This is a genomic window from Sphingomonas sp. R-74633 (genome assembly GCF_013416555.1).
GTDB lineage: Bacteria > Pseudomonadota > Alphaproteobacteria > Sphingomonadales > Sphingomonadaceae > Sphingomonas.
The window spans coordinates 248,592-272,174 of sequence record NZ_JACCFG010000003.1 but is presented as its reverse complement, the minus strand read 5'-3'; the positions used below and the strand labels follow the sequence as shown (position 1 = coordinate 272,174).

Annotated in this window: 27 protein-coding genes; 19 read left to right on the top strand and 8 right to left on the bottom strand. The window is 67.6% G+C overall.

Features of this window, described 5'->3' with window-relative positions; translation table 11 throughout:
• Position 1: 1 nt before the first annotated feature.
• Both HZY97_RS11480 and HZY97_RS11475 read left to right on the top strand, forming a co-directional pair.
• Positions 2-826: a protein phosphatase 2C domain-containing protein gene (locus HZY97_RS11480; protein ID WP_180143677.1), complete on the top strand. Its 825-nt coding sequence runs from the start codon at positions 2-4 to the stop codon at positions 824-826.
• Between the two features lies 1 nt (position 827).
• Positions 828-1,127: a YciI-like protein gene (locus HZY97_RS11475; protein ID WP_180143675.1), complete on the top strand. Its 300-nt coding sequence runs from the start codon at positions 828-830 to the stop codon at positions 1,125-1,127.
• A 5-nt stretch (positions 1,128-1,132) separates the two neighbouring features.
• On the opposite strand, the gene HZY97_RS11470 is transcribed toward HZY97_RS11475, so the two are convergent.
• Positions 1,133-2,071, bottom strand: coding sequence for a hypothetical protein (locus HZY97_RS11470; protein ID WP_180143673.1), 939 nt, complete (start codon positions 2,069-2,071; stop codon positions 1,133-1,135).
• A gap of 113 nt (positions 2,072-2,184) precedes the next feature.
• Here HZY97_RS11470 and rarD point away from each other — a divergent pair, with 113 nt between their 5' ends.
• From rarD to HZY97_RS11445, 5 genes are all read left to right on the top strand, one after another.
• On the top strand, positions 2,185-3,096 hold the full coding sequence (gene rarD / locus HZY97_RS11465) for an EamA family transporter RarD (protein WP_180143671.1): 912 nt from the start codon (positions 2,185-2,187) through the stop codon (positions 3,094-3,096).
• A gap of 247 nt (positions 3,097-3,343) precedes the next feature.
• On the top strand, positions 3,344-3,682 hold the full coding sequence (locus HZY97_RS11460) for a helix-turn-helix transcriptional regulator (protein WP_180143668.1): 339 nt from the start codon (positions 3,344-3,346) through the stop codon (positions 3,680-3,682).
• Entirely contained in the window at positions 3,675-4,070 is a 396-nt protein-coding gene (locus HZY97_RS11455; protein WP_180143666.1) for a VOC family protein, read from the top strand. The genes HZY97_RS11460 and HZY97_RS11455 overlap by 8 nt, the downstream gene beginning before the upstream one ends.
• Positions 4,067-4,510 carry an SRPBCC domain-containing protein gene (locus tag HZY97_RS11450; RefSeq protein WP_180143664.1) on the top strand — a complete coding sequence of 148 codons (444 nt, stop codon included), beginning with the start codon at positions 4,067-4,069 and terminating at the stop codon, positions 4,508-4,510. Before HZY97_RS11455 ends, HZY97_RS11450 begins: the two co-directional genes overlap by 4 nt.
• Positions 4,503-5,039, top strand: coding sequence for an SRPBCC family protein (locus HZY97_RS11445; RefSeq protein WP_180143662.1), 537 nt, complete (start codon positions 4,503-4,505; stop codon positions 5,037-5,039). The genes HZY97_RS11450 and HZY97_RS11445 overlap by 8 nt, the downstream gene beginning before the upstream one ends.
• Before the next feature lie 98 nt (positions 5,040-5,137).
• Here HZY97_RS11445 and HZY97_RS11440 read toward each other — a convergent pair whose 3' ends face one another.
• A complete protein-coding gene (locus tag HZY97_RS11440; protein ID WP_180143660.1) occupies positions 5,138-6,331 on the bottom strand; it encodes an acetyl-CoA C-acyltransferase in 1,194 nt (397 codons plus the stop codon).
• 87 nt (positions 6,332-6,418) lie between these two features.
• Here HZY97_RS11440 and HZY97_RS11435 point away from each other — a divergent pair, with 87 nt between their 5' ends.
• The gene (locus HZY97_RS11435; RefSeq protein WP_180143658.1) at positions 6,419-6,781 is read left to right on the top strand and encodes a DUF427 domain-containing protein; all 363 of its coding nucleotides are present in this window, start codon (positions 6,419-6,421) and stop codon (positions 6,779-6,781) included.
• Here the strand turns inward: HZY97_RS11435 and HZY97_RS11430 are convergent.
• From HZY97_RS11430 to HZY97_RS11410, 5 genes are read right to left on the bottom strand one after another with little or no spacing between them, the layout of a single operon-like run.
• Positions 6,771-7,547 carry a crotonase/enoyl-CoA hydratase family protein gene (locus HZY97_RS11430; RefSeq protein WP_180143656.1) on the bottom strand — a complete coding sequence of 259 codons (777 nt, stop codon included), beginning with the start codon at positions 7,545-7,547 and terminating at the stop codon, positions 6,771-6,773. The genes HZY97_RS11435 and HZY97_RS11430 overlap by 11 nt on opposite strands.
• Positions 7,548-7,586: 39 nt before the next feature.
• On the bottom strand, positions 7,587-8,186 hold the full coding sequence (locus tag HZY97_RS11425) for a winged helix-turn-helix domain-containing protein (RefSeq protein ID WP_373684340.1): 600 nt from the start codon (positions 8,184-8,186) through the stop codon (positions 7,587-7,589).
• A 49-nt stretch (positions 8,187-8,235) separates the two neighbouring features.
• Positions 8,236-9,114 carry a transposase gene (locus HZY97_RS11420; RefSeq protein WP_180143655.1) on the bottom strand — a complete coding sequence of 293 codons (879 nt, stop codon included), beginning with the start codon at positions 9,112-9,114 and terminating at the stop codon, positions 8,236-8,238.
• A complete protein-coding gene (locus HZY97_RS11415; RefSeq protein WP_180143652.1) occupies positions 9,102-10,055 on the bottom strand; it encodes a hypothetical protein in 954 nt (317 codons plus the stop codon). The genes HZY97_RS11420 and HZY97_RS11415 overlap by 13 nt, the downstream gene beginning before the upstream one ends.
• On the bottom strand, positions 10,052-10,216 hold the full coding sequence (locus HZY97_RS11410) for a hypothetical protein (RefSeq protein ID WP_180143650.1): 165 nt from the start codon (positions 10,214-10,216) through the stop codon (positions 10,052-10,054). Before HZY97_RS11410 ends, HZY97_RS11415 begins: the two co-directional genes overlap by 4 nt.
• A 124-nt stretch (positions 10,217-10,340) precedes the next feature.
• Between HZY97_RS11410 and HZY97_RS11405 the strand changes: the two genes are divergently transcribed.
• Positions 10,341-10,781 carry a PaaI family thioesterase gene (locus tag HZY97_RS11405; protein ID WP_180143648.1) on the top strand — a complete coding sequence of 147 codons (441 nt, stop codon included), beginning with the start codon at positions 10,341-10,343 and terminating at the stop codon, positions 10,779-10,781.
• Entirely contained in the window at positions 10,778-11,152 is a 375-nt protein-coding gene (locus HZY97_RS11400) for a PaaI family thioesterase (RefSeq protein ID WP_180143646.1), read from the top strand. Before HZY97_RS11405 ends, HZY97_RS11400 begins: the two co-directional genes overlap by 4 nt.
• Here HZY97_RS11400 and HZY97_RS11395 read toward each other — a convergent pair whose 3' ends face one another.
• Positions 11,153-12,385, bottom strand: coding sequence for a PQQ-dependent sugar dehydrogenase (locus tag HZY97_RS11395; RefSeq protein WP_180143644.1), 1,233 nt, complete (start codon positions 12,383-12,385; stop codon positions 11,153-11,155).
• A 137-nt stretch (positions 12,386-12,522) separates the two neighbouring features.
• Between HZY97_RS11395 and HZY97_RS21085 the strand changes: the two genes are divergently transcribed.
• The 9 genes from HZY97_RS21085 (at position 12,523) to rbfA (ending at position 23,576) form a co-directional block, all read left to right on the top strand.
• Positions 12,523-14,472 carry a S9 family peptidase gene (locus HZY97_RS21085; protein WP_180143642.1) on the top strand — a complete coding sequence of 650 codons (1,950 nt, stop codon included), beginning with the start codon at positions 12,523-12,525 and terminating at the stop codon, positions 14,470-14,472.
• A gap of 92 nt (positions 14,473-14,564) precedes the next feature.
• Positions 14,565-16,454 (top strand): S9 family peptidase, encoded by a 1,890-nt coding sequence (locus tag HZY97_RS20965; protein WP_180143640.1) that lies wholly within the window; start codon positions 14,565-14,567, stop codon positions 16,452-16,454.
• Positions 16,455-16,846: 392 nt separating this feature from the next.
• The gene (gene rimP, locus HZY97_RS11380) at positions 16,847-17,395 is read left to right on the top strand and encodes a ribosome maturation protein RimP (protein WP_180143638.1); all 549 of its coding nucleotides are present in this window, start codon (positions 16,847-16,849) and stop codon (positions 17,393-17,395) included.
• Positions 17,395-19,005, top strand: coding sequence for a transcription termination factor NusA (nusA, locus tag HZY97_RS11375; RefSeq protein WP_180143636.1), 1,611 nt, complete (start codon positions 17,395-17,397; stop codon positions 19,003-19,005). The genes rimP and nusA overlap by 1 nt, the downstream gene beginning before the upstream one ends.
• The gene (locus HZY97_RS11370; RefSeq protein WP_180143635.1) at positions 19,005-19,232 is read left to right on the top strand and encodes a 4-oxalocrotonate tautomerase family protein; all 228 of its coding nucleotides are present in this window, start codon (positions 19,005-19,007) and stop codon (positions 19,230-19,232) included. The genes nusA and HZY97_RS11370 overlap by 1 nt, the downstream gene beginning before the upstream one ends.
• A gap of 63 nt (positions 19,233-19,295) precedes the next feature.
• Positions 19,296-19,991, top strand: a complete 696-nt coding sequence (locus tag HZY97_RS11365) for a DUF448 domain-containing protein (protein ID WP_180143633.1) — start codon at positions 19,296-19,298, stop codon at positions 19,989-19,991.
• Between the two features lie 8 nt (positions 19,992-19,999).
• Entirely contained in the window at positions 20,000-22,723 is a 2,724-nt protein-coding gene (gene infB / locus HZY97_RS11360) for a translation initiation factor IF-2 (RefSeq protein ID WP_180143631.1), read from the top strand.
• 17 nt (positions 22,724-22,740) lie between these two features.
• On the top strand, positions 22,741-23,172 hold the full coding sequence (locus HZY97_RS11355; protein WP_218943019.1) for a PaaI family thioesterase: 432 nt from the start codon (positions 22,741-22,743) through the stop codon (positions 23,170-23,172).
• Positions 23,169-23,576: a 30S ribosome-binding factor RbfA gene (gene rbfA / locus HZY97_RS11350; protein ID WP_180143629.1), complete on the top strand. Its 408-nt coding sequence runs from the start codon at positions 23,169-23,171 to the stop codon at positions 23,574-23,576. Before HZY97_RS11355 ends, rbfA begins: the two co-directional genes overlap by 4 nt.
• Positions 23,577-23,583 lie beyond the last annotated feature (7 nt).

Here is a 23,583-nt window from a genome sequence, read left to right as displayed (position 1 = left end):
CATGCATTTCGATCTCCTCCAGTCGATCAGCCTCGCCGGCGCGCTCTCCGTTCCCAATGACGACCGCACGGGCAGCGCCCGCGCCCATGCCTGGGTGATCGACGGCGCCACCGATCTCGGCCCGCCCGGGCTGGTCGGCGCGCAGGGCGGCGCGGCCTGGCTGGCGAGCATCGCCCAGGCAGCCTTCACTGCTTCGACTGCCGAGACGATCGACACGCTCTATGCCGGCGTCGCCGCGCAGATCCTCGCCGCCTGGGAGCGCGACCGCACCCGCGATCCCGAGGACCGCTGGGAATATCCGCTCGCCTCGTCGCTCGCCGTCCGTCTCGATGGCGAAGGCCTGGAGATCGGCTGGCTCGGCGATTGCGTCGGCTTCCACTGGTCGGCGGGCACGGTCACGCGCCTCGGCCCGCAAAAGGAAATCCGCAATTCTGAGGCCGAGCGCGCCGCCAGCCTCGCCGAGCATGGCCTCGGCAGCCCCAAGCGCTCCGCCCCGATCCTCGCCAATCTCCGCTCGACCCGCGGCCGACCGGGCATGCGCGTGCTGAGCGTCGATCCCGAGCATATGGCGCAGGTCGACAGCGCCCGCATCGCCTGCGCGCCCGGCGACGAGGTGCTGCTGATGAGCGACGGCTATGCCGCGCTGATCGACAGCTATGCCGCCTATGACGACAGCGCGCTGATCGAGGCGATCCGCGCCCGCGGGCTGGCGGCGGTGGGCGAGGAGCTGCGCGCGATCGAGCAGGAGGACGAAGCCTGCACCCGCTTCCCGCGCTTCAAGAAATCGGACGACGCCACTGCCTTGTGGCTCCGCATCGGAGGCTGAGATGCACTGGATCCTGCGCTACACCACTGCACCCGACTATCTCGAGCGTCGCGCCGCCTTTCGCGATGTGCATCTGAAGCTCGCCTGGGCGAACGTTGAATCCGGCGATCTGCTGCTCGGCGGCGCGGTCGGCGATCCGCCCGAAAGCGCGCTGCTGCTTTTCGCCAACGAGTCCGCCGCGCGCGCCTTTGCCGCTGCCGATCCCTATGTCGCCAACGGGCTGATCACCCGCTGGGAAGTGCTGCCGTGGAACACCGTGGTCGGCGATCAGGCGGCGAACCCGGTACGGCCCGCCGCCTGAGGGCTTTACTCCTTCGTGTAGATCGAGTGGCTCAGCGCATCGCGCACCTGCTCGCGCCCGGCCAGGATCCGCGCGCTCTCGGCGCGGGCGATCGCATCGGCATCGGCGGAAAGCGCGACGCGCTTCTGGCCGATCGCCTTGAACGCCGCCCCATCGGCCCCGTTCGGGAAGCCGAAATAGGCATTGGCGTTCACCCAGGTCTTGCGCGCAAGCAGTTTGCAGAGCTCGGCGGTGGCGTCGAGCAATGCCTGCTGGTTGCCCAGCGTCGGATCGAGTTTCGCATCGCCGACGATCTGGACGACGCCCTGCTTCGCCGTGACGGGCAGGCTGGCGCTGCCGATCGCCCGGGCCAGCGCCGCGCGGCGGTCGAGCCGCTTGGCGCTCTGCGCCACGGCCAGCGCGCGAACATTGTCGAGTGCGGCGCAATCCTGGATCGGCTTGGGATTTTGCTGGAGCAGATAGGGGCTGTTGAGCGCGGGCGCGCCGAACTTGGCAAGCGCATCGGTGAAGGCGCGCTTGTCCGCCGCCTCGGCCTGCACCGCCTCGGCATAGAGCGCGGAGACCGGGCCGCGCCCGGCCACGCCCTGGGGCAGCATCACCGCACCGTCGGGGGTCAGCTCGATCTCGGCGAAGCTGCTCGCATCGGCGCGCGAGCGGGTCTGGAACTGGCCGTGCGCGACCATCGCAGCGCCGGCGCCGGCGGCGATCAGCAGCACCAGCGAGCCGAGCTTCCAGACCAGGTTCGAATGGCGCGTGGTGATCAGCAAGCCGATCAGCCACAGCACCAGCCCCGCCGCGGCGCCGCCGATCAGCAGCGCGGGCAGCGGCAGCGGCGATGCGAAGCGCGGACCGAGCAGCGCGGCCAGCACCAGCACGGCGCCTCCGGCCAGGGTCGCGACGATCGGATGGCCGTACCGGCCTTCCTCTTCCCAATGTTCAGACATGATTCCCCCTCTTGCCCGGCCAGCCTAGCGGGGAAGTGTTTCCACGCAATCGCTTTGCTGGTCCAAAGCGGGGCTTGCTTGCTTGTCGCGCACGCCCCGCGCAAGGAGCCCGCATGACCAGCACCACCACCCCAGCCGCACGCGCATCCGGAAACCGGGGGCTCGCGCTCGCGATCGGATCCTATGTGATCTGGGGCGTGCTGCCGGTCTATTTCCACATCCTCGCGCAGGTGCCGGCGCTGCAGATCCTGTCGCACCGCGTGGTCTGGTCGGTGCTGTTCCTCGGCGTGCTTGTCGTCGCGCTCGGCCGGGCGGGCGCCATCTGGCGGGCGGCGCGCGGGCGCACTCTGTTGCTGCTCTGCGCCAGCGCGGCGCTGATCGCTATCAACTGGTACCTCTATATCTGGTCGGTCGAGAGCGGGCATGTGCTCGAGGCGAGTCTGGGCTATTTCATCAATCCGCTGGTCAATGTCGCGCTTGGCATGCTCGTGCTCGGCGAGCGGCTGCGGCGCTGGCAGGGCGTGGCGATTGCCATTGCCGGGGCGGGCGTGCTGGTGATGGCGGTGATCGGCGGCGGCGCGATCCTGATCTCGCTGTCGCTGGCGCTCAGCTTCGGGCTCTACGGGCTGGTCCGCAAGGTGGTGGCGATCGATTCGCTCGGCGGGCTCACCGTCGAGACGATGCTGCTCGTGCCGTTCGCGGCCGCCTGGCTGCTCTATTCCGCCAGCCACGGGACCAGCGGCTTCGGCGTCTCCGCCGGGCAGAACGCGCTGCTGCTCGCTGCGGGCGTGATCACCGCCACGCCGCTGCTGATGTTCGCCGCCGCCGCGCGGCTGCTGCCGCTGTCGATGATGGGGCTGCTCCAGTACATCGCGCCGACGCTGCAATTCTTCGTCGCATTGGCGCTGGGCGAGCCGCTGCGACCGATCCACCTGATCACCTTCCCGCTGATCTGGGCTGGCTGCGCGCTCTACGCCTGGGACAGCCTGCGCGCGGCACGGGCGCCGCGCCCGGTGGAGAGATAGGTCCGTTTCGGGCCTCAACACGCTTTAAATGTTGGATTTTGTCTGATGGAGTCGGCCCATGCCCGACACTGTCAAACCCCTTGTCACGCCCGAAGCCCGTGCCGCCGCCGAGCGTGAGCGCGACCTGTGGTTTGCGCGTAGCGAGTCAACGGAATCAACATCCGCACAAGCGGACCCACGCAATTCTGCCAAAAATTATTCAACCGATCGGTTGACTATTCCGCCGGTCGCGCAGATATTAAACCACATGGTTGAATATCGACTCGACGCCACCTTCCACGCCCTTGCCGATCCCACCCGGCGCGGGATGCTCGCCCATCTGGCATTGGGGGAGAAGTCGATCGGCGATCTCGCCGAACCCTTCGCGATGACCTTCGCCGGTGCCGCCAAGCATGTGAAAGTGCTCGAGGGCGCGGGCCTGGTCGCCCGCCGCAAGGTCGGACGCAGCTATATGTGCGCCTTGAAGCCCACACCCCTCGCCGAGGCCGAACAATGGCTGAAGCAATGGGAGAAGTTCTGGACCGTCCGCCTCGATGCGCTGGAAGCGATCATCGCCGCCGACCAGCAGGAGAAGCCGCATGGCTGAAGCAACGCCCTTCCTGATGTTCCAGGGCGGCAAGGGCCAGGCCGCGCTCGATTTCTATGTCGAGACAATGCCCGGCAGCCGGATCGAGAAGCTGGAGCTTTTCGGCCCCGAAGGTCCCGGCCCCGAGGGCACGATCCTGCGCGGCCATGCGGTGATCGCCGGGCAGAAGGTGATGATCCACGACAGCTTCATCCGACACGGCTTCGATTTCACCCCGAGCTGGTCCTTCTTCCTCGATGTCGCGGACGAAGCCGAATTCGATCGGCTGTTCGCAGCGCTGTCGGAGGGCGGCGCGGTGCTGATGCCGCCCGACAATTATGGCTGGAGCAGCCGCTTCGGCTGGTGCTCGGACAGGTTCGGCATCTCGTGGCAGGTCAATCTGGCATGAGCGTCGTCGTCCTCACCGTCACCCGCACCTTCGCCGCGCCGCCCGAGCGCGTGTTCGATGCCTGGCTCGATCCGAAGGACGCCGCGCGTTTCCTCTTCGCCACCCCCGACGGCGAGATGCTGACCTGCGAGATCGACCCGGTGGTCGGCGGGCGCGGGCTGATCGTCGAGCGGCGTGCTTCCGGCGATGCGCATCACCGCATCCGGTTCGAGCAGATCGACCGGCCGCACCGCCTTGCCTTCCTCTTCTCGGCCGATCCGGCGGAGGAGGGGGAATGGACCCGCGTCTCGATCGACATTGCGGCCAGCCCCGATGGCTGCACGCTCACCCTCACCCATGAAATGGACCCCGCCTGGGCCGCTTATGAGGACCAGACCCGCAAGGGCTGGACGATGATCCTCGAAAGCCTGGGCCGCATCACGGAGAAGCAAGATGACTGATACGCTTGTTGCCGACACGATCACCCCGCAGATGCTCCGCTTCGAGCGCGACCTCGCTGCGCCGATCGAGACGGTGTGGCAGTACCTCATCGACCCCGAGCTGCGCGCGCGCTGGTTCATGGGCGGGCCGACCGAGCCCTGCGTCGGCGGCAAGCTCGGCATGACCTTCAACCACCAGAATCTGTCCGATGGCGACGTGCCCAACCCCGAGCGTTATGCGAAGAACCAGGGCAAGGCTTGGTCGGAGGAGATCACCCGGATCGAGCCGCCGCATTTCCTCGCCTTCACCTGGGACAATGGCGATGCCGGCGAAGTGAGCATCGAGCTGTTCGCCTTTGCGCCGGACCGCACCCGGCTGGTCCTGACGCACAACCGCCTGCGCGGCGCGGCGGATGCCCGCAGCTTCGGCGGGGGCTGGGGCGCACATCTCGAAGTGCTGCAGAAGCGTCTGGCCGGCGAGCGTGTCGAGAATTTCTGGGACCTGCATGCTGCCGCCGAAAAGCGCGCGGTGGCAGCGGTGGGGCTCTGACTTTCTCCGTCATCCCCGCGCAGGCGGGGATCCAGGGTTTCTCTGCCGTCGGGCTTGTGACGCTGGGTCCCGGCTTGCGCCGCGATGACGAAACAGGATCAGATTATCTCGAACAGCCCCGCCGCGCCCATCCCGCCGGCGGTGCACATCGAGACCACGACATAGCGCACCCCGCGCTTGCGTCCCTCGATCAGTGCATGGCCGACCAGCCGGCTCCCGCTCATCCCGAACGGGTGGCCGATGGCGATCGCGCCGCCATTGACGTTGAACTTGTCGGGATCGATGCCCAGCGTGTCGCGGCAATAGAGGCATTGGCTGGCGAACGCCTCGTTGATCTCCCACAGGCCGATGTCCTCGACCTTGAGCCCGGCGCGCTTGAGCAGCTTGGGCACCGCGAAGACCGGGCCGATGCCCATCTCCTCGGGCTCGCAACCGGCGACCTGGAAGCCGCGGTAGATGCCCAGGATCTCCTTGCCCTCGGCCTCGGCGGTCTCGCGGTCCATCAGGATCTGCGCGGCGGCGCCGTCGGAGAGCTGGCTGGCATTGCCCGCGGTGACGTTGCGGCCTTCCTTGACGAACTGGCCGTCCTTCCACACCGCCTTGAGGGTGCCGAGCACCTCGGCAGTGGTGCCGGCGCGGATGCCTTCGTCCTGGGTGACCGTGACGGTCTCACTGCCGGTGCGGTTGCCTTCCTTGTCGAACAGCGCCTTGGTCACGGTGATCGGTGCGATCTCCTCGGCAAAGGCGCCGTTGGCGAGCCCGGCGGCGGCGCGCTGCTGGCTCGCCGCGGCAAAGGCGTCCTGCGCTTCCCGGCTGATCCCGTAGCGCTCGGCGACGATCTCGGCGGTCTCGATCATCGGGATGTACGCCGCGGGCACCTTGTCGGTCACCGACCGGTTCGCATAGCGCGGCGCATTCTGCATCGTCAGGCTGATCGATTCCATGCCGCCTGCGAGTGCGACATCGATCTCGTCGGTCATGATCGAGCGGGCGGCGAGGGCGATGGCGGTAAGCCCCGATCCGCATTTCCGGTCGAGGCTGAAGGCGGGAACGCTGTGCGGCAGTCCGGCGGCGAACAGCGCCATCCGCGCCATGTTGCCGCCTTGCGTGCCCCATTGATTGCCCATGCCGTAGAACACGTCGTCGATCCGCGCCGGGTCGATGCCGGCGCGCTCGACCGCGGCGTTCATCACATGCGCGGCGAGTACCGGCGCTTCGGTGTCGTTGAAATAGCCGCGCCCCGCCTTGCCGATCCCGGTACGTGCGGTCGAGACGATCACTGCTTCCCGCATATCGGCGTTCCTCTCCATTTTTCGAGGGTGCGGTATGGCGTTTGCAATAGCCCGCCGCAACCCCATATCGGTCGCTGGAGGTGGCGCATGGCGAGCAGGCAGATATTGATTCCCGGGCCCGATCATCCGATCACGGTCACACCCTCGGACGCGCATGTCGTGGTGCGTGCCGGCGGCAAGGTGATCGCCGATACCCGCCGCGCGCTGGAATTGCGCGAGGCGAGCTATCCGCCGGTCTTCTACATCCCCCGCGAAGATGCCGACATGGCGCTGCTCGCGCGCAGCGCGCATGCCAGCTATTGCCCGTACAAGGGCGAGGCCTCCTATTTCTCGGTCGAGGGCGGCGAGAACGCAGTGTGGAGCTATGAGTCGCCCTATGAAGCGGTCGGGCAGATCCGCGACCATCTCGCCTTCTACCCCGACCGCGTGGAGATCGAGGTCAGTCGGTAAAGGCGGGCGGGCGCTTCTGCATATTGGCCATCACCGCCTCGATCTGATTGGGCGTGCGCAGCAGCGCCGCCTGCTCCCGGCTTTCGGCGAGCAAGGTCTCGCCGGCATCGGCCTCGAGATTGGCCAGCCGCTTGGCGGCGCGGACCGCATGCGGGTTACGCCCAGCAATCGCCTTGGCCAGCGCCATCGCTTCGGCGCGCGGATCCTCGGCGATGCGGGTGATAAAGCCGAGCGCCTGGCCCTCCGCAGCGTCGAATTCGCGGGCAGTATAAGCCAGCTCGCGAAGCGCATCGTCGCGGACATTGCCGCGCCACAGCGCATAGCCGGCCATGTCGGGGACGATGCCCCATTTCATCTCCATCACCGACAGCCGCGTGCCCGGCGCCGCGATCCGCACATCGGCACCGCTTGCGATCTGCAGCCCGCCGCCGAACGCCACGCCGTGCACTGCGGCGATCACCGGCACCGGCAGCGTCCGCCAGCCCCAGGCGACCGCCTGGAAATCATTGGCCAGCCCCCGGGTCCGCGCCATCAGGTCGGTGCCCGTGCCGGCGGAGGCCATGCTCGCCATGTCGAGCCCCGCACAAAAGCCGCGCCCCTCGCCCGAAAGCACCACCGCGCGCAGCCCCGGCTCCTGCTCCAGCCGGGCGATCGCATCGACGATCCCGGCGAACATCGCCGGATCGAGCGCGTTCATCTTGTCCGGCCGCGCCAGCCGCACGTCGGCAATGCCCTGGCTGACCTCGATGCTGACGCGCGCTTCCATGGCTATTCTCCTCAAGTCGAGCGCCTTGATAGCGCGGGATCACGCCGCGCACAGCCGGTAGCCACGCCCCTTGTCGGTGCGTAGCATCGGCACGGCGAAGCCGCGGTCGAGCTTGGCGCGCAGCCGCGAGACATGGACCTCGACGACATTGGTGCCCGGATCGAAGCGAAGGCCCCAGACCGCGGCGAGCAGCTCGCTGCGCCCCGCCGGCCGCTCGCCCTGGCGGATCAGGTGGAGGAGCAGCGCATATTCGCGCGGCAGGAGGGCGATCGCCTGGCCGGCGCGGGTCACCCGGCGTTCGACAGGGTCGATGCGTAGCTCGCCGAGCACGATCTCGGGCCGCTGGCGCACCCGGGCGGCGAGGCGCGCGGCGATCTCGTCGGGCAGGGTCGCGGCGAGCATGGCGTCGTCCGCCCCGGCATCGAGCGCCTGCGCCACGCAGCCGCCCTCGGGCAGCACGAGCAGCAGCGGCCCATGCCAGCCCTGCGCGCGGATTCGCGCAACGCTCTCGCCCCCGCCGGTCAGCAAGGCTGCCGCTGCGTCCACGCCCGGCGCGAAGGGCGCCAGGCCCAGGCCGCGCACGGCCGCCGCCGCGGCAAGCTCGGGGGTATCAAGCGTACAGGCGACGAGAACAGTCACAGGGGAAAGCGTAGAGACGATTGCTCCGTTTCGGCGGGAACCGTGTCCGTTACGGAGACAGTCGTGCCCGCGCATGTCCGGCGACGAAGCGATCGGGATCGCCCGCCGCCCGTGCGAACAGCGCGGGCGCCTCGTGCGGCAGGGCCGAGGCAAGCGCATCGAGCGCAGTCACTCGCATCCGCGCGCAGGGGTGATGCCGCGCGAAACGCTCGGCGAGGTCGAGCCCGTTGCCGATATGCACCGCGACCGCGACCAGCGCCTCGGCGGCGGTGAGGGTCAGCCCTTCCGCGATCGTGCCGCGCTCCATGTCGAATCGATACTGATCGAGCCAAGGTTGCGCCGGATCGGAACCGAGGATGTTGAGCGAAACCGACAGGCTGTCCGGCGGCAGCTGGACGTGCACGTCCTTGCGCATCCGGTAGAGCATCAGCCGGCCGGGCTCGAGCCGGGAACGCTCGGTGAAGCGCAGGCCGGCCGTCTCGCCGGGCAGGCCGGCCAGCGGCGCGACGTCATATTCGTAATAGTCGCTCCAATAGCCCGGCCCGAGATAGCCATAGGTGAGGAAGGGGAAATTATGGTCGTGCGGCAGGTCGTAGAAGAATGCCGCCGGGCCGCTGGCGCGAGTCACCGAATCGTCGCGTGCCGGCCAGAAATTGGCGCGCAGCACATAGCGGCCATTGGGCGGGCGCAGCAGGAAGACCTGAGCGCCATAGCCATTGGTGCGCGCCTGTCCGGCACAGCGCGTCTTGAGCTCCTCGATCGCGAGATCGGCGAGGAAATCCGGGTTGCGCCCCAACCTTGCAAGCAACGGCCCCCAGCTCGCGAACGCATCTTCGTCGCGCACGTCGAGCGGGTTGGCCTCGAGTGCGTCGATCAGTTCGTCCAGCCCGATCGCCGCGCCCTGGCCGGGATCGATCAGGCGGGGCATGCCGCCTCCAGCCGGGGTCGCACCGCCGCCAGCGTGCATGTCGCCGCGTCGCGGATCTCGCTATGCGGGTCCTCCGCTGCCATCGCTTCGAGCCGCGGCAGCGCGGTGCGGGCATCGAGCCCGAGCCACTCGCGCATCGCCGCCCAGCGCAGGTAGAAGATGGGGTCGCGCGTCGCTTCCTCGAAGCGCTCGCTCGTATCGGCGCGGCCAGCGACGCGGAGAAAGGCGAGCAGCATCTCGGTGCGCGAGGCGCGCTCGTCGCCGCTCGCCACACGGAGCAGCCGGCCATCGTCGATCGCATGCTCGCGCATCAGCGGCGCCGCACCTGCGCGGATCGTGGCGACCAACGTGACGACATCGCACGCGGCCTCGCCAAGCAGCTGCGCCTCGCGGTGCCCGTCGGTCGCATGGACATCGCCATCGGCGAGGCGCAGCGCGGGTGTCTCGCGGCAGGGCGGCGCGCCATCCGAACGGAAATCGGGGCCGGCGGGGTCGGTTTGCCAGCGCCGCAGCACAGCGCCGCCGGCGCGCACATAGCGTGTTACCGCCAGCCGGCCGGAAAAGGTGATGCTCGCCGGTACGTGCAAGCGCCGCATCACCGCGGCGCTGGTGCGGCAGGCAGTGATCGAGATGGCGGGGCAGTCGAACAGCACCGCGCCGATCCGCATCGCATCGCGAGTCACCTTGAGCGGCGGCTCGAACAGCGGATCGGCGGAAAGCGCCCTCAGCAGCGGATCGAGCAGTGTGCCGGCCCAGTCGTCATTGCCGAGCAGCCGTGCCGCACGCGCCATTGCGGGGGCCGGGTCGTCCGCCGGACAATCCGCGAAGGCCGTCTCCAATCCACGATAGGCAGCGCCACCGCGCCACGCCCGGATCGTTTCGCGCGCCTTCGTCCGCGCCGTTAGGATCGCCGCGCGCGTCGCGCCATCCACGGCGTTCATCCGGCGAAGTCAGGCGCGATCTCGTAGATCAGGATGGCAATGCCGACGACCAGCTCGAACAGGTCATCGGCGCTCACCAAAGCAGTCTGCAGCGCGCCATGCGTCGCCACGCTGGTGCCCAGCTCGACGATCCCGCTCAGCTCGATTCCGATCAGTCCCATGCTTCCCCCCTCGCAACGGCGTTTCGATGGGGAAGGCTAAGCCCGAGGCGCGCGGCGGTGCATGTTACAACGATGTAATTGCCGCCATTTGCGTGCTTTCCGCCGTCGCGCTAGGGCCGGGCGGATGAGCGAAACCGCCCCTTCCGGCTTCGATGTCCGGCGCTTCTTCTCGCTGCGCTATGCCAGCCATGGCAGCCGGCTGGGCGTGGGCTACCGCGCCCACGGGGCCGACTGGGCCGAACTCGAGCTGCCCTACCACACGGACATGATCGGCGATCCGGCATCGGGCGTGCTCGCTTCCGGGCCGATCCTGGCGCTGATGGACATGGCGACCGCCACTTCGGTCTGGCTCAAGGCCGGAGCCTTTGTGCACCAGGCGACGCTCGACCTGCGTATCGACTATCTGCGCCCGGCCACGCCCGGCCGCACCGTGATCGGGCGCGGCGAATGCTATCGACTGACGCGCTCGATCGCGTTCGTGCGCGGCCAGGCGCATGACGGCGATCCTGAGAATCCGCTGGCCCATGTCGCGGGCACCTTCATGGCGATCGAGGGCTATCGATGATCCTGCCCCCTTATGCGGAGCTGCTGGGCCTCACGCTCGAGCCGGGCGATGAGGCGCCGGTGTTCGTGATGCCGTTCGGCGACGATGTGCTCGGGCGCCCCGGCTTCCTGCATGGCGGCGCGATCGGCGGGCTGCTCGAGATGGCGGCGGTGGGCGCGCTCAAGCAGGCGCTCGGTGCCGAGGACGCGCAGATCAAGCCGATCAACATCACCGTGGATTACATGCGCGGCGGGCGCGACAAGCCGACGCGGGCGCGCGGCACCGTCACAAGGCTCGGCACGCGCGTCGCCAATGTCGAGGCGATCGCCTGGCAGGATGAGCCCGACCGGCCGATCGCCGCGGCGCGGATCAACTATCTGATCGTGCGCTGATCAGCGCTTCGGGGTGAGCTTGAACAGTCGCCCGTTCGTCTTGCCGGCATCCTCGAGCAGCCACACCGCGCCGTCCGGCCCCTGGACGACGTCGCGGACGCGCATGTTCAGGTCCCACTGCTCGGCCTTGTTCGCCTTGTCACCGTCCAGCGCCACCCGGATCAGCCCGCGCCCCGAAAGCGCGCCGACCAGCAGCGAGCCCTTCCAGGCCGGGAACAGCTTCCCCGAATAATAGATCATCCCGCCCGGCGAGATCGACGGGTTCCAGAAGACTGCGGGCGCCGCATAGCCGTCGCCGGCCTTGTGATCGGGGATCGGGGTGCCGTCATAATTGTCGCCGTTGGACGCGTTGGGCCAGCCGTAATTCTGGCCCTTGCGGATCAGGTTGATCTCGTCGCCCCCCTTGGGGCCCATCTCGTTTTCCCAAAGCCGCCCGGCAGTGTCGAACACCAGGCCATAGGGATTGCGATGGCCGAGGGTCCAGGTCTCGGCGGGGACCAGGTTGGTACCCTCGACCTGCTGGACACGCGTCGGTGCGGTCTTGGCGATCTCGGTGTTCTTGGGAGGATCGGTAACCGTCACGGTCGCCGTGCCGGTCTTGCCCGCCCAGGGATTGCCGGGGGCCGGCTTGCCGTCGAGCGTGAGGTGCAGGATCTTGCCCAGCGCCTGGTTGGGGTCCTGCGCGGGCGTGAAGCGCTGGCGCTCGCCCGAGGTGAGGAACAGCGACTTGCCGTCGGGCGCGAAGGCGATGATCGCGCCGAACTGGCCGCCCTTGCCGTCCGCGCCCGCGCGCCACAGCACCTGCAGATTGGTGAGCGCCGGCGTTGCGCCATCGACGAAGGTCGCGCGCGCCATCGCCAGGCTCGAGCCTTCGGGGCGCGGTTCGGCATAGGTGTAATAGACCAGATGGCTCTTCGCGAAGTCGGGCGCGGGGATCACGTCGAGCAATCCGCCCTGGCCCTGGAAGGCCACGTCGACAGTGGCGATGGTCTGCTGCCGCGCGCCGTCCGCCGAGACGAGCAGGATCTTCCCCGCTTTCTCGGTCACCAGCATGCGGCCATCGGGCAGGAAGGCCATCGCCCAGGGCGTGTCGAAATCGGCGACCTGGGTCATGTTGAAGGGCATGTCGCCGGTCGCGGCGGGGGTGGCGCTCTGCTGGGCGGAAACGCCGCTGCTATTGCAGGCCGCGAGCAGTGCGAGCGCGGGCAGCGCCATGCGGAAATGCGATCGCATCGGAATCCTCTCTTCCAGTTCGTGGCGGAACGCGCGGACCCTGCCGTGGCTCCGCTTCCATCAACCTGGTGTCAATTCTGCTTGCAACCGGGCCGCCTGCCAAGTGATGGATGCTGCAAGAAGAAGGGGGCAAGACAGTGGGGTACAAGGTTTTTCGGACGATGGCGCTTGCCTGCGCCGTCGCACTGGCAGGTGTCGCGACCGCGGCGGACAATGATCCGCCCGTGCCGAGCGCGGCGGATTTCGGTGAGCGTCCGATGCTCAAGGATCCGATCCTGTCGCCCGACGGCGCAATGGTGGCCGCCGAAGCGAAGCGCGGCGACAAGGATGTGGTGGCGCTGGTCGACCTCGATCCGACCAAGGCCAACAGCACCCGGACAATCCCGATCCCCGGCGACTTCAGCGTGCAATGGGTGCGCTGGGCAGGGTCGGACAAGGTGCTGGTCAGCCTGCTCGGCACCTCGAAGATCTATGACATCGAAGTGCCGATCACCCGGCTGATCACCATCGACGTGCATAGCGGCGTGGCGGCCTATATCGGACTGAAGTCGCAAGGGCTGGTCGGCGACGACGTGCTCTATGTCGATCCTGCCGGCGCCTTCCTGCTGCTCAGCACCCAGCCCAGCATCTTCGATTTGCCCGCGGTCTACCGGATCGACCTCGCCACGCTGAAGTCCGAGAAGGTCGTCAAGGCGCAGGACGGCGTGTGGAGCTGGTACGCCGACGACAAGGGCGTGGTGCGGACCGGGATAGCGGGCGAAGGCAAGAAATGGTGGGTGGTCTACCGCGAGCGCGCCGACCAGGAATTCACCCGGACCAAGCGCCGCGAATATGACGAGGACGATGTCGGCGTCGACAAGTTCCTGCCGATCGGCGGCAGCGACACCGGCTATGCCATGGCGGCGGGCAAGAGCGGGCGCTTCGGCCTCTACAAATATGACTTCCGCGCCGACGCGATCGGCGAACAGGTCTATGAGAATCCCGAAGTCGACATCGACGATTTCGATGTGGGCAAGGACGGGCATCTGAGCGCGGTCTATTTCACCAACGACAAGCCCGAGATCGAGTGGTTCGATCCCGAGCTGAAGAAGCTCCAGGCCCGGCTCGACCGGGCGCTGCCCGGCCATGCCAACCGCGTGATTTCGCGCAGTGCCGATAATATGCGCCTGCTGATCCTCAGCGCCTCGGCCGATGATCCCGGCACGGTCTATTTCTACGATCGCAAGACCAACAACATGTCGCCTTTCGCTGCGCTCTACCAGAAGCTTGGCGGCAAGCGCCTCGCCCCGATGGAGCCGGTCCGCTACAAGGCGCGCGACGGGCTCGAGATCCGCGGCTACCTCACCTTGCCGCCGGGCCGCGGCGACAAGAACCTGCCGCTGGTGGTGATGCCGCATGGCGGTCCGTTCGTCCGCGACAGCTGGGGCTATGATGCCTGGGTCCAGTATCTGGCATCCCGGGGCTATGCGGTGCTCCAGCCCAATTATCGCGGCTCGACCGGCTTCGGAAAGGCGTTCGTCGACAAGGGTATCGGCCAGTTCGGGCGCGGCATGCAGGACGATGTCGACGACGGCGTGAAATGGCTGGCCACCCGCGGCACGGTCGATGCGAAGCGCGTCTGCATCATGGGCGCCTCGTACGGCGGCTATGCCGCGATGCTCGCGGCGGTGCGCAATCCGGAGATCTATCGCTGCGCGATCAGCTTTGCCGGCCTGTCCGACGTGTCGGCGCAGCTGCGCTATGACCGCAAGTCGTTCGCCGCGAGCCGCTATTACCGCAACTGGCGCGACAAGGTGCGCGGCGACAAGGATTTCGAGCTCGACACGATCTCGCCGCTCAAGATGGCCGAGCGGATGACCGTGCCGATCCTGATCGCCCATGGCACCAAGGACCGCACCGTGCCCGTCTCGCAGTCGCAAAAGCTGCACGATGCGCTGGTCAAGCTGAAGCGGCCGCATGAGTTCGTGCTCTACAAGGACGAAGCGCACGGCTTCAGCGATCCGGCGCACGCCACCGACTTTCTCAACCGGGTCGGCGCGTTCCTCGACAAGAACAATCCGGCGGACGGCAAGCCCAGGGGATCGTAACGCTGGCGTTTCAATAAGTTGCGCAAATCTACGGTATTGCGCAACTTCCTTTCTCGCTTCATCCTCGCCCTCGGGAATCGGGTGGGGTTATTGTGGCTGGTCTTCACTGGGTAAGTGCTGCCGCGCTGGCAGCTATTCTCGCGGCTTCGGCGCCGGTCCGGGCGGATCCCGACCGTGCGCCGGCAAGCGTTGCCGACCTGCTCGCCGCCCCGGCGATCGAGGAGCCCGAACTCTCGCCTGACGGCGCTGCGATCGCGGCGCGGATCGGACCGGAGGGACCGCTGGCACTGTTCGATCCGCTGCGTCCCGATCTCGGCGGCCGTGCCGTCGCGCTGCCGGCGGGTGAGCGCGCCGAATGGTATCTCTGGCTCGCGCCGGGCCGTCTCCTCGCCAGCCTGATCCGCGAGGGCGAGCAGCCGCGCACCCGGCTGGTCGAGATCACGCCCGCCAATGGCCATATCGCGCAGCTTGGCGCGGCACGCGCGCCAGGGGCGGGCGACGAGCTTGTCCATATCGACCGCAAGGCCGGCTTCCTGCTCCTCAAGTCGCGCGACCGCCGTCACGACACCCCGGCGATCTGGCGGGTCGACCTTGCCACCGGCAGCTTCAGCCAGATCGTCGCCGCGCAGCCGCATGTCCGCGACTGGGTGGTCGACGGCGCCGGCGTCGTTCGTGCCGGCATGGGCGAGAAGGACGACAAGTCCTGGCTGGTCTATCGCCGCGGCGAAGGCGACCGGTTCGCCAAGGCGAGCAACGGCGCCGCCGATACCGATCCCGACTCGGTCCAGTTCGCCCCCGTCCAGGGCAGCGACCAGGGCTATGCGCTGGCCGAGGCGCCCTCGGGCCGAATCGCGCTCTACGGCTATGACTTCCGCAAGGGCCGCCTGGGCGCGCTGGTCTATCAGAACGACAAGGCCGATCTCGACGGCTTCGAGCTGGGCCCGGACGGCAAGCCCGCCGGCGTTGCCTATACCGACGACCGCGACCGGATGCTGTGGTTCGATCCCGCGATGCGCGCCCGCCAGGCGATGCTCGACGCGGCGCTGCCCGGGCGGACCAACCGGGTGATCTCGGCGAGCGACGACCAGAGCCGATTGCTGGTCTACAGCGCCAATGCGAGCGATCCCGGCACCTATTATCTGGTCGAGAACGGCCAGGCCCACCGATTCGCCGCGATCAACCCCGCGCTGGACGGCAAGTCGCTCTCGGCGGTCACCACGATCAGCTATGCGGCGCGCGATGGCCTTAAGATCGATGGCTATCTGACGCTGCCCGCCGGGCGCGACGCACACGATCTGCCGCTGATCGTGATGCCGCATGGCGGCCCGTTTGCGCGCGACAGCTGGGACTATGATCCCTGGGTCCAGTATCTGGCGGGCAAGGGCTATGCGGTGCTCCAGCCCAATTATCGCGGCTCGACCGGCTTCGGCCGCGCGATGATCGCGCGCGGCGACGGTGAATGGGGTCGCGGCATGCAGGACGATGTCGATGACGGCGTTGCCTGGCTGGCGAAGCGCGGGACGATCGATGCCAAGCGCGTCTGCATCATGGGTGCCTCGTACGGCGGCTATGCGGCGATGTGGGCGGCGGCGCGCGACAATCCGGCCTATCGCTGTGCGATCAGCTATGCCGGCATCTCCGATGTCCGCGCCCAGCTCGATTTCGACCACAAAACCTTTGCCGAGCGTGCCTTTCGCGCCTGGCGCCACCGCATCCAGGGCAAGGCGGCCTCGCTCGAGGCGCTGTCGCCGGTCACCTATGCGGCGGGAATGACCATGCCGATCCTGATCGCGCACGGCACCGCGGACCAGACGGTACCCGTCGATCAGTCCGAGCGGCTGCACGATGCGCTGAGCCGGGCGGGCAAGCCGCACGAGTTCGTCGAATATGCGGGCGAGGATCACACGATGCGCGATCCGGCCAATGAAGCGGATTTCCTGGCGCGAGTCGGCAGGTTCCTCGACGCGCATAATCCGAGCTGATGCGGATTTACCCGAAAAGGGTATGAAAAGTCACGAAAGTCTCGACACGTAAGGAGAGGCGAAACGCGCCGCCGCCCGGCGCGTCGATTTCCCGTTCCGAGTAAACCGCTTTTATCCGAATCGCTCTGGCCCGCCGACCCGGTTTTCGCGGGGGAGCGGCAGGGCGTCACGGTACGAACATATTCCCGATGAGAAAGAGCGCGCACACGCTCTCACGCGAAATCCTACATTGGAAGGGGCGGGGAGCGGAAAAGGTCCGCTTCCGATGGGACTTGCCGCCGCCCGGCCAAGTGCGTATATCGCACGTGCTTTCTCGACATCGTCAAACATGCCGAGGTCGGGGCCCGCAGGGCTCCGGCGCTGAAGCTGCTTGACCAATCCCGGAGTGCCGCGTGGCGAATATTGCCGACATCACCAAGCTGATCGAACCCGAAGCCGCAGCGCTCGGGCTCGCGCTGGTGCGCGTCAAGATGTTCGGCGGCACCAGCGATCCGACGCTGCAGGTGATGGCCGAGCGCCCCGACACCCGCCAGCTGACCATCGACGATTGCGCCGACCTGTCGCGCCGCATCTCCGATGTGTTCGACAAGCTGGAAGAGGCGGGCAAGGACCCGTTCGACTATGCCTATCGTCTCGAGGTCAGCTCGCCCGGCATCGACCGGCCGCTGACCCGCGCGCAGGATTACGAGGACTGGAAGGGCCATGAGGCGCGCCTCAACCTGGTCGAGCCGCTCGAGGACGGGCGCAAGCAGCTCACCGGCGACCTGATCGGCGCCGAAGGTGACATGATTTCGATCGATGTCCGCAAGTACAAGGCCGTCAGTGTACCGTTCGGCGCCATCGCCGACGCCAAGCTGCTGATGACCGACAAGCTCATTGCCGCAACCGTGCCGCTCTCCGCAGAGGGCGCCGAAGAATACGAAGCAGAGGAAGAAAACTGATGGCCACCGCCATTTCCGCCAACAAGGCCGAGCTGCTTGCCATCGCCGATTCGGTCGCGAAGGAAAAGCTGATCGACAAGGCCATCGTCATCGAGGCGATGGAAGACGCGATCCAGCGTGCCGCGAAGAACCGCTACGGCATCGAGAACGACATCCGCGCCAAGCTCGACCCGCAGTCGGGCGATCTGCGCCTGTGGCGTGTCGTCGAAGTGGTCGAGGCGGTCGATGACTATTTCAAGCAGGTCGATGTCGCCCAGGCGCAGAAGCTGCAGAAGGGCGCCGTGATCGGCGACTATATCGTCGATCCGCTGCCCCCGATCGAATTCGGCCGCATCCAGGCCCAGGCGTCGAAGCAGATCATCTTCCAGAAGGTCCGCGACGCCGAGCGCGAGCGCCAGTTCGAAGAGTTCAAGGATCGCCAGAACGAGATCATCACCGGCGTGGTGAAGCGTGTCGAGTTCGGCCATGTGGTCGTTGACCTGGGCCGCGCCGAAGGCGTGATCCGCCGCGATCAGCAGATCCCGCGCGAAGTCGTTCGCGTCGGCGATCGCGTCCGCTCGATCATCCTCAACGTCCGCCGCGAGAACCGCGGGCCGCAGATCTTCCTGAGCCGCGCGCATCCCGAGTTCATGAAGAAGCTGTTCGCGCAGGAAGTGCCCGAAATCTACGACGGCATCATCGAGATCAAGGCCGCTGCCCGCGATCCGGGCTCGCGCGCCAAGATCGGCGTCATCTCGCATGACAGCTCGATCGATCCGGTCGGCGCCTGCGTCGGCATGAAGGGTTCGCGCGTCCAGGCCGTCGTGCAGGAGATGCAGGGCGAGAAGATCGACATCATCCCCTGGTCGCCCGACACCGCGACCTTCGTCGTCAACGCGCTGCAGCCGGCCAATGTCAGCCGCGTCGTGATCGACGAGGAAGAGGACCGCATCGAAGTCGTCGTTCCCGACGATCAGCTCAGCCTCGCCATCGGCCGCCGCGGCCAGAATGTGCGCCTGGCGTCGCAGCTGACCGCCAAGGCGATCGATATCCTCACCGAGACCGACGCCAGCGAGAAGCGCCAGGCCGAGTTCGTCGCGAACAGCGAGCTGTTCCAGAACGAGCTCGACGTTGACGAGACGCTGGCCCAGTTGCTGGTCGCCGAAGGCTTCAGCAGCCTCGAAGAAGTCGCCTATGTCGAGCTGGACGAGATCGCGTCGATCGAAGGGTTCGACGAGGAGCTCGGCCAGGAGCTGCAGAGCCGCGCCAGCGAAGCGCTGGAGCGCCGCGAGGAAGCCAATCGCCAGCTGCGCCGCAGCCTCGGTGTCGAGGACGACCTCGCCACCATGCCTTACATGACCGAAGCGATGCTGGTCACGCTCGGCAAGGCGGGCATCAAGACGCTCGACGATCTCGCCGACCTGGCGACCGACGAGCTGGTGCAGAAGAAGCGCGCCGAGCCGCGTCGCCGCAATGAGGACGCGCCGAAGCGCGAGCAGGACAAGGGCGGGATTCTCGCCGAGTACGGCCTCAGCGACGAGCAGGGCAATGAGATCATCATGGCCGCCCGCGCGCACTGGTTCACCGATGACGACGCGGCAGCTGCTGCGCCGGCGGAGGGCGACGCCTGATGCCATTCATCGACATCCGTCTGGCCGGCCCGGCCACCCGCGAGCAGAAGGCCGGCATCGTCGCTGATGTCACGGCCTCGATGGTCGCGCGTCTGGGCAAGCCGGCGGGTGCCGTGCAGGTCAACATCACCGAGCTCAGCTTGGAGAATTACGGCGCGGGGGGGCAACTGATCGCTGACCGCAACGCGCCGGTGCAGGGAGACGCGCATGCGGATTCCTCACAATGACACGGCGCGGCTAACTACCGGTTTTCGGCACTCGCGCGGCAGCGCGGGGCGGGAGGGGCGCGCATGAGCGATCCCGTCCGCACTTGCGTGCTCAGCCGCGAAGAGGCCCCGCGCGACGGGCTGATCCGGCTCGCGCTCTCGCCCGACGGCGAAGTGTGGCCCGATGTCCGCGCCAAGGCGCCGGGCCGCGGCGCCTGGATCGGCGTGACTCGCGCCGAGCTGGAAGCCAGCGGCAAGAAATTGAAGGGCGCGCTGTCGCGGGCCTTCAAGACCACCGACATCCGCATCCCCGAGGATCTGGGTGCGCGGATCGCCGAGCAGTTGCAGCGCAATGTGCTCGATCGGCTCGGCCTCGAGTTCAAGGCGGGCAATGTCGCGATCGGCGGCGACCGTATCCAGGAGGCGGCCCGCAGCGGCCGGCTCCACTTGCTGCTCCATGCGAGCGACGCGGGCGAGGACGGGGCGCGCAAGCTCGCCCAGGCCTGGCGCGTCGGGCGCGATCAGGAAGGCAGCGGGCTTCAGGGCTTAACATTGCCCATCCCGCGCACCATATTGTCCTTGGCGCTGGGCCGCGAAAATGTGGTACATGCCGGCCTGACCGACGCCAAAGCAGCGGCCCGGACGAGCGAAGCGCTCGATCGGTGGCTGCACTTTATCGGACCCGATTCCACCCCTCGCCCTTGCGAAACCGCTTCGCAAGGCGCATCGGCGCTTCCGTCGGAAGCGTCCGTAGACGAACGACAGACTGAAGGACTTTAGGCAGCCGCATGAGCGACACCGATAACGATAAGCCGAAACTGGGCATGCGCGCGCCGCTGGGGCTGAAGCGCACTGTCGAGACGGGCAAGGTGAAGCAGAGCTTCAGCCATGGCCGCTCGAACACCGTGGTGGTGGAAGTGAAGCGCCGCCGGGTCCTCGGTCCGCACGGCACTCCGCAGGAAGAGGCACAGGCTCCCGAGCCCGTCGCCGCGCCCGCACCCGTAGCTGCGCCGGCGCCCGCGCCGGCCCCGGCGCCGCGTCCGCCGGTCTCGAACGAGACCGCGCAGGAGCGCCAGACCCGTTTGCTGCGCGAAGCCGAAGAGCAGCGCATGCAGGCGAACGAGGAATCGCGCCGCCGCGAGGAGCGTGAGCGCGCCGAGGCCGTAGAGGCCGAAGCGCGCCGCGCCGAGGAAAAGGCACGTGCCGAGGCGGAAGCCGCCAAGGCGCCGCCGGCCCCCGAGCCCAAGGCCGAGACGGTCGAGAAGCCCGTCGAAGCGGCAGCGCCCGTTGCCGCGGCGCCTGCGCCGGCTCCGGCTCCCAAGCCCGCACCGACTCCGGCCCCGCCGCCGGCGCCGGTCCCGTTCGGGCTCGATCCGAGCCGTCCCGCGCCGCGCCTGTTCACCCCGGTGCAGCGCCCCGAAATCCCCAAGCCGCAGCCCAAGCCCGAGCCGCAGGCCCCGCAGCAGGAAGCGGCCTCGTCCGCGCCCGCTTCGGCCGCCCCGCGTCCGGCGGGTGGTGGCGCGGCTGCGCGTCCCGCCCCGACGGGCGGTGCGCCGGTGCGCCGTGGCCCCGAGCCCGCGCGTCCGCAGCAGCGTGACCGCAAGGGCGACGATCGCCGCCAGTCGGGCAAGCTCACCGTCAATCGCGCCCTGGGCGGCGAAGATGGTGCGCGTGCACGTTCGCTCGCCGCGCTGAAGCGCGCGCGGGAGAAGGAGCATCGCCGTAGCTATGGCGGCGGCTCGCAGATCCGCGAGAAGCAGGTCCGCGACGTTGTCGTCCCCGAGGCGATCACGGTGCAGGAGCTCGCCAATCGTATGGCCGAAAAGGGCAGCGACCTGGTGAAGGCGCTGTTCAAGATGGGCATGCCGGTCACGATCACCCAGACGATCGACCAGGACACTGCCGAGCTGCTGGTCACCGAATTCGGCCATAACCTGCAGCGCGTCAGCGAGAGCGACGTCGATCTGGTCGAGGCCGATGCCGACGCCGTCGAGACGCTGCAGCCGCGCGCGCCGGTGGTGACGATCATGGGTCACGTCGACCACGGCAAGACCTCGCTGCTCGATGCCCTGCGCGGCACCGATGTGGTGAAGGGCGAGGCCGGCGGCATCACCCAGCATATCGGCGCCTATCAGGTCACGCTGAAGGACAAGTCGAAGATCACCTTCCTCGACACGCCGGGCCATGAGGCATTCACCCAGATGCGCGCCCGCGGTGCCGACATCACCGACATCGTCGTGCTCGTCGTGGCTGCGAATGACGGCCTGATGCCGCAGACGATCGAGGCGATCAATCACACCAAGGCGGCCGGCGTGCCGATGATCGTGGCGATCAACAAGGTCGACCTCGACAGCGCCAACCCGCAGCGCGTGCGCGAGCGTCTGCTCGAGCATGAAGTGGTGGTCGAGGAAATGGGTGGCGACACCCAGGACGTCGAAGTCTCCGCGCTCAAGAAGATCGGCCTCGATGACCTGATCGCCAAGATCCAGATCCAGGCCGAACTGCTCGACCTCAAGGCCAATCCGGACCGCGAGGCCGAAGGCACCGTGATCGAGGCGAAGCTCGACAAGGGCCGCGGCCCGGTCGCGACCGTCCTGGTCAACCGCGGCACGCTCAAGGTCGGCGACGTGTTCGTCGTCGGCGCCGAGAGCGGCAAGGTCCGCGCGCTGGTCAATGACAAGGGCCAGCAGGTCAAGGAAGCCGGCCCGGCCGTTCCGGTCGAGATCCTCGGTCTCTCCGGCGTGCCGATGGCGGGCGATCCGCTCCAGGTCGTCGAGAACGAGGCGCGTGCGCGCGAAGTCGCCGAGTATCGCTCGGGCGTCGCGCTCCAGAAGCGCACGACCAATGCACCGGCCAGCCTCGAGAGCATGTTCTCGGCGCTCAAGGAAAAGCAGGCGATGGAATATCCGCTGGTCGTCAAGGCGGATACCCAGGGCACGGTCGAGGCGATCGTCGCGGCGATCAACAAGATCAGCACCGACGACATCAAGGCGCGCGTGCTCCATGCGGGTGTTGGCGGCATCACCGAGAGCGACGTGACGCTCGCAGGGGCCGCCGGTGCGCCGATCATCGGCTTCAACGTCCGTCCGAACGCCAAGGCGCGCGAGATCGCCGAGCGCAACAAGGTCGCGTTCAAATATTATGACGTGATCTACGACCTGACCGACGAGATTCGCGCGGGCATGGCCGGCCAGCTTGGTCCGGAAGCCTTCGAAACCGTCGTCGGCCGCGCCGAGATCAAGGAAGTCTTCTCCGCGGGCAAGCACGGCAAGGCTGCCGGTCTGCTCGTCACCGAAGGCGCGATCCGCAAGGCGCTCAAGGCGCGTATCACCCGGGACGATGTCATCATCTACCAGGGCGAGATCGCTTCGCTTCGCCGCTTCAAGGACGATGTCCCCGAAGTGCGCGCGGGCCTGGAGTGCGGTGTGACGTTCAGCCAGAACTTCACCGACATCAAGGCGGGCGACTATCTCGAAACCTTCGAAGTCGAGATGCGCGAGCGCACGCTCTGAGGCATTGAGGAGCGGCATTGGGAACGGCATCGATCTTCGACGACTTCCCGGTGCCCTCCTCGGCCCGGCTGATGGGCTGGGAAGTGCTGGCGGTCGATGTCGCGGCCAAGACGATCGCGATCGGCTTCACGATCGATGACCGGTTTCTCAACCCGGCGGGCACGGTGCAGGGTGGCATTCTCGGCGCCATGCTCGACGACACGCAGGGGCCGGTGCTCTTCGCCTCTACCGAGGGCGCGGTCTATGCGCCGACGATCGACTATCATGTCGTATGCCTGAAGCCGGCACTGCCCGGGCGCTTCACCGGCAAGGCGCGGGTGGTAAGCCTGGGCAAGACGATCGCGGTTACCGAGGCGGAATTGTTCGATGAAGGCGACAATCTGGTCGCCCGCGGCACCTTTACGGGCCGCGTGATGCAGGGCGCAATGGCGCGCCGGGGTGAGAAATGAAGGTCACGACCACTACCGAGGAACGTTCGGTCCGCCTGCTGCGCGTCGGCGAGCAGGTGCGTCACATCCTGAGCGAGATCCTCCAGCGCGGCGAGGTGCATGATGATGTGCTGGCCAAGCACCTGGTCTCGGTCACCGAAGTGCGCATGTCGCCCGATCTGCGCCACGCCACGGTGTTCGTGAAGCCGCTGCTCGGCAAGGACGAGCCGGTGGTGCTCAAGGCGCTCCGGACCAACACCGCCTATCTCCAGCGCGAAGTCGCCGCCCGCGTGAAGATGAAATACGCCGCCAAGCTCAAATTCCTGGTGGACGAGAGCTTCGACGAGGGCAGCCATATCGACAAGCTGCTGCGCGATCCCAAGGTGGCGCAGGACCTGGGCGACGAGACCGAAAAAGGCGCCTGATCTCCTG

Bases quoted from the DNA above. Each gene is read 5' to 3' on its own strand.
- HZY97_RS11480 (WP_180143677.1), top strand. From the start codon at position 2: ATGCATTTCGATCTCCTCCAGTCGATCAGCCTCGCCGGCGCGCTCTCC.
- HZY97_RS11475 (WP_180143675.1), top strand. From the start codon at position 828: ATGCACTGGATCCTGCGCTACACCACTGCACCCGACTATCTCGAGCGT.
- HZY97_RS11470 (WP_180143673.1), bottom strand. From the start codon at position 2,071: ATGTCTGAACATTGGGAAGAGGAAGGCCGGTACGGCCATCCGATCGTC.
- rarD (WP_180143671.1), top strand. From the start codon at position 2,185: ATGACCAGCACCACCACCCCAGCCGCACGCGCATCCGGAAACCGGGGG.
- HZY97_RS11460 (WP_180143668.1), top strand. From the start codon at position 3,344: ATGGTTGAATATCGACTCGACGCCACCTTCCACGCCCTTGCCGATCCC.
- HZY97_RS11455 (WP_180143666.1), top strand. From the start codon at position 3,675: ATGGCTGAAGCAACGCCCTTCCTGATGTTCCAGGGCGGCAAGGGCCAG.
- HZY97_RS11450 (WP_180143664.1), top strand. From the start codon at position 4,067: ATGAGCGTCGTCGTCCTCACCGTCACCCGCACCTTCGCCGCGCCGCCC.
- HZY97_RS11445 (WP_180143662.1), top strand. From the start codon at position 4,503: ATGACTGATACGCTTGTTGCCGACACGATCACCCCGCAGATGCTCCGC.
- HZY97_RS11440 (WP_180143660.1), bottom strand. From the start codon at position 6,331: ATGCGGGAAGCAGTGATCGTCTCGACCGCACGTACCGGGATCGGCAAG.
- HZY97_RS11435 (WP_180143658.1), top strand. From the start codon at position 6,419: ATGGCGAGCAGGCAGATATTGATTCCCGGGCCCGATCATCCGATCACG.
- HZY97_RS11430 (WP_180143656.1), bottom strand. From the start codon at position 7,547: ATGGAAGCGCGCGTCAGCATCGAGGTCAGCCAGGGCATTGCCGACGTG.
- HZY97_RS11420 (WP_180143655.1), bottom strand. From the start codon at position 9,114: ATGCCCCGCCTGATCGATCCCGGCCAGGGCGCGGCGATCGGGCTGGAC.
- HZY97_RS11415 (WP_180143652.1), bottom strand. From the start codon at position 10,055: ATGAACGCCGTGGATGGCGCGACGCGCGCGGCGATCCTAACGGCGCGG.
- HZY97_RS11410 (WP_180143650.1), bottom strand. From the start codon at position 10,216: ATGGGACTGATCGGAATCGAGCTGAGCGGGATCGTCGAGCTGGGCACC.
- HZY97_RS11405 (WP_180143648.1), top strand. From the start codon at position 10,341: ATGAGCGAAACCGCCCCTTCCGGCTTCGATGTCCGGCGCTTCTTCTCG.
- HZY97_RS11400 (WP_180143646.1), top strand. From the start codon at position 10,778: ATGATCCTGCCCCCTTATGCGGAGCTGCTGGGCCTCACGCTCGAGCCG.
- HZY97_RS11395 (WP_180143644.1), bottom strand. From the start codon at position 12,385: ATGCGATCGCATTTCCGCATGGCGCTGCCCGCGCTCGCACTGCTCGCG.
- nusA (WP_180143636.1), top strand. From the start codon at position 17,395: ATGGCCACCGCCATTTCCGCCAACAAGGCCGAGCTGCTTGCCATCGCC.
- HZY97_RS11370 (WP_180143635.1), top strand. From the start codon at position 19,005: ATGCCATTCATCGACATCCGTCTGGCCGGCCCGGCCACCCGCGAGCAG.
- HZY97_RS11365 (WP_180143633.1), top strand. From the start codon at position 19,296: ATGAGCGATCCCGTCCGCACTTGCGTGCTCAGCCGCGAAGAGGCCCCG.
- infB (WP_180143631.1), top strand. From the start codon at position 20,000: ATGAGCGACACCGATAACGATAAGCCGAAACTGGGCATGCGCGCGCCG.
- rbfA (WP_180143629.1), top strand. From the start codon at position 23,169: ATGAAGGTCACGACCACTACCGAGGAACGTTCGGTCCGCCTGCTGCGC.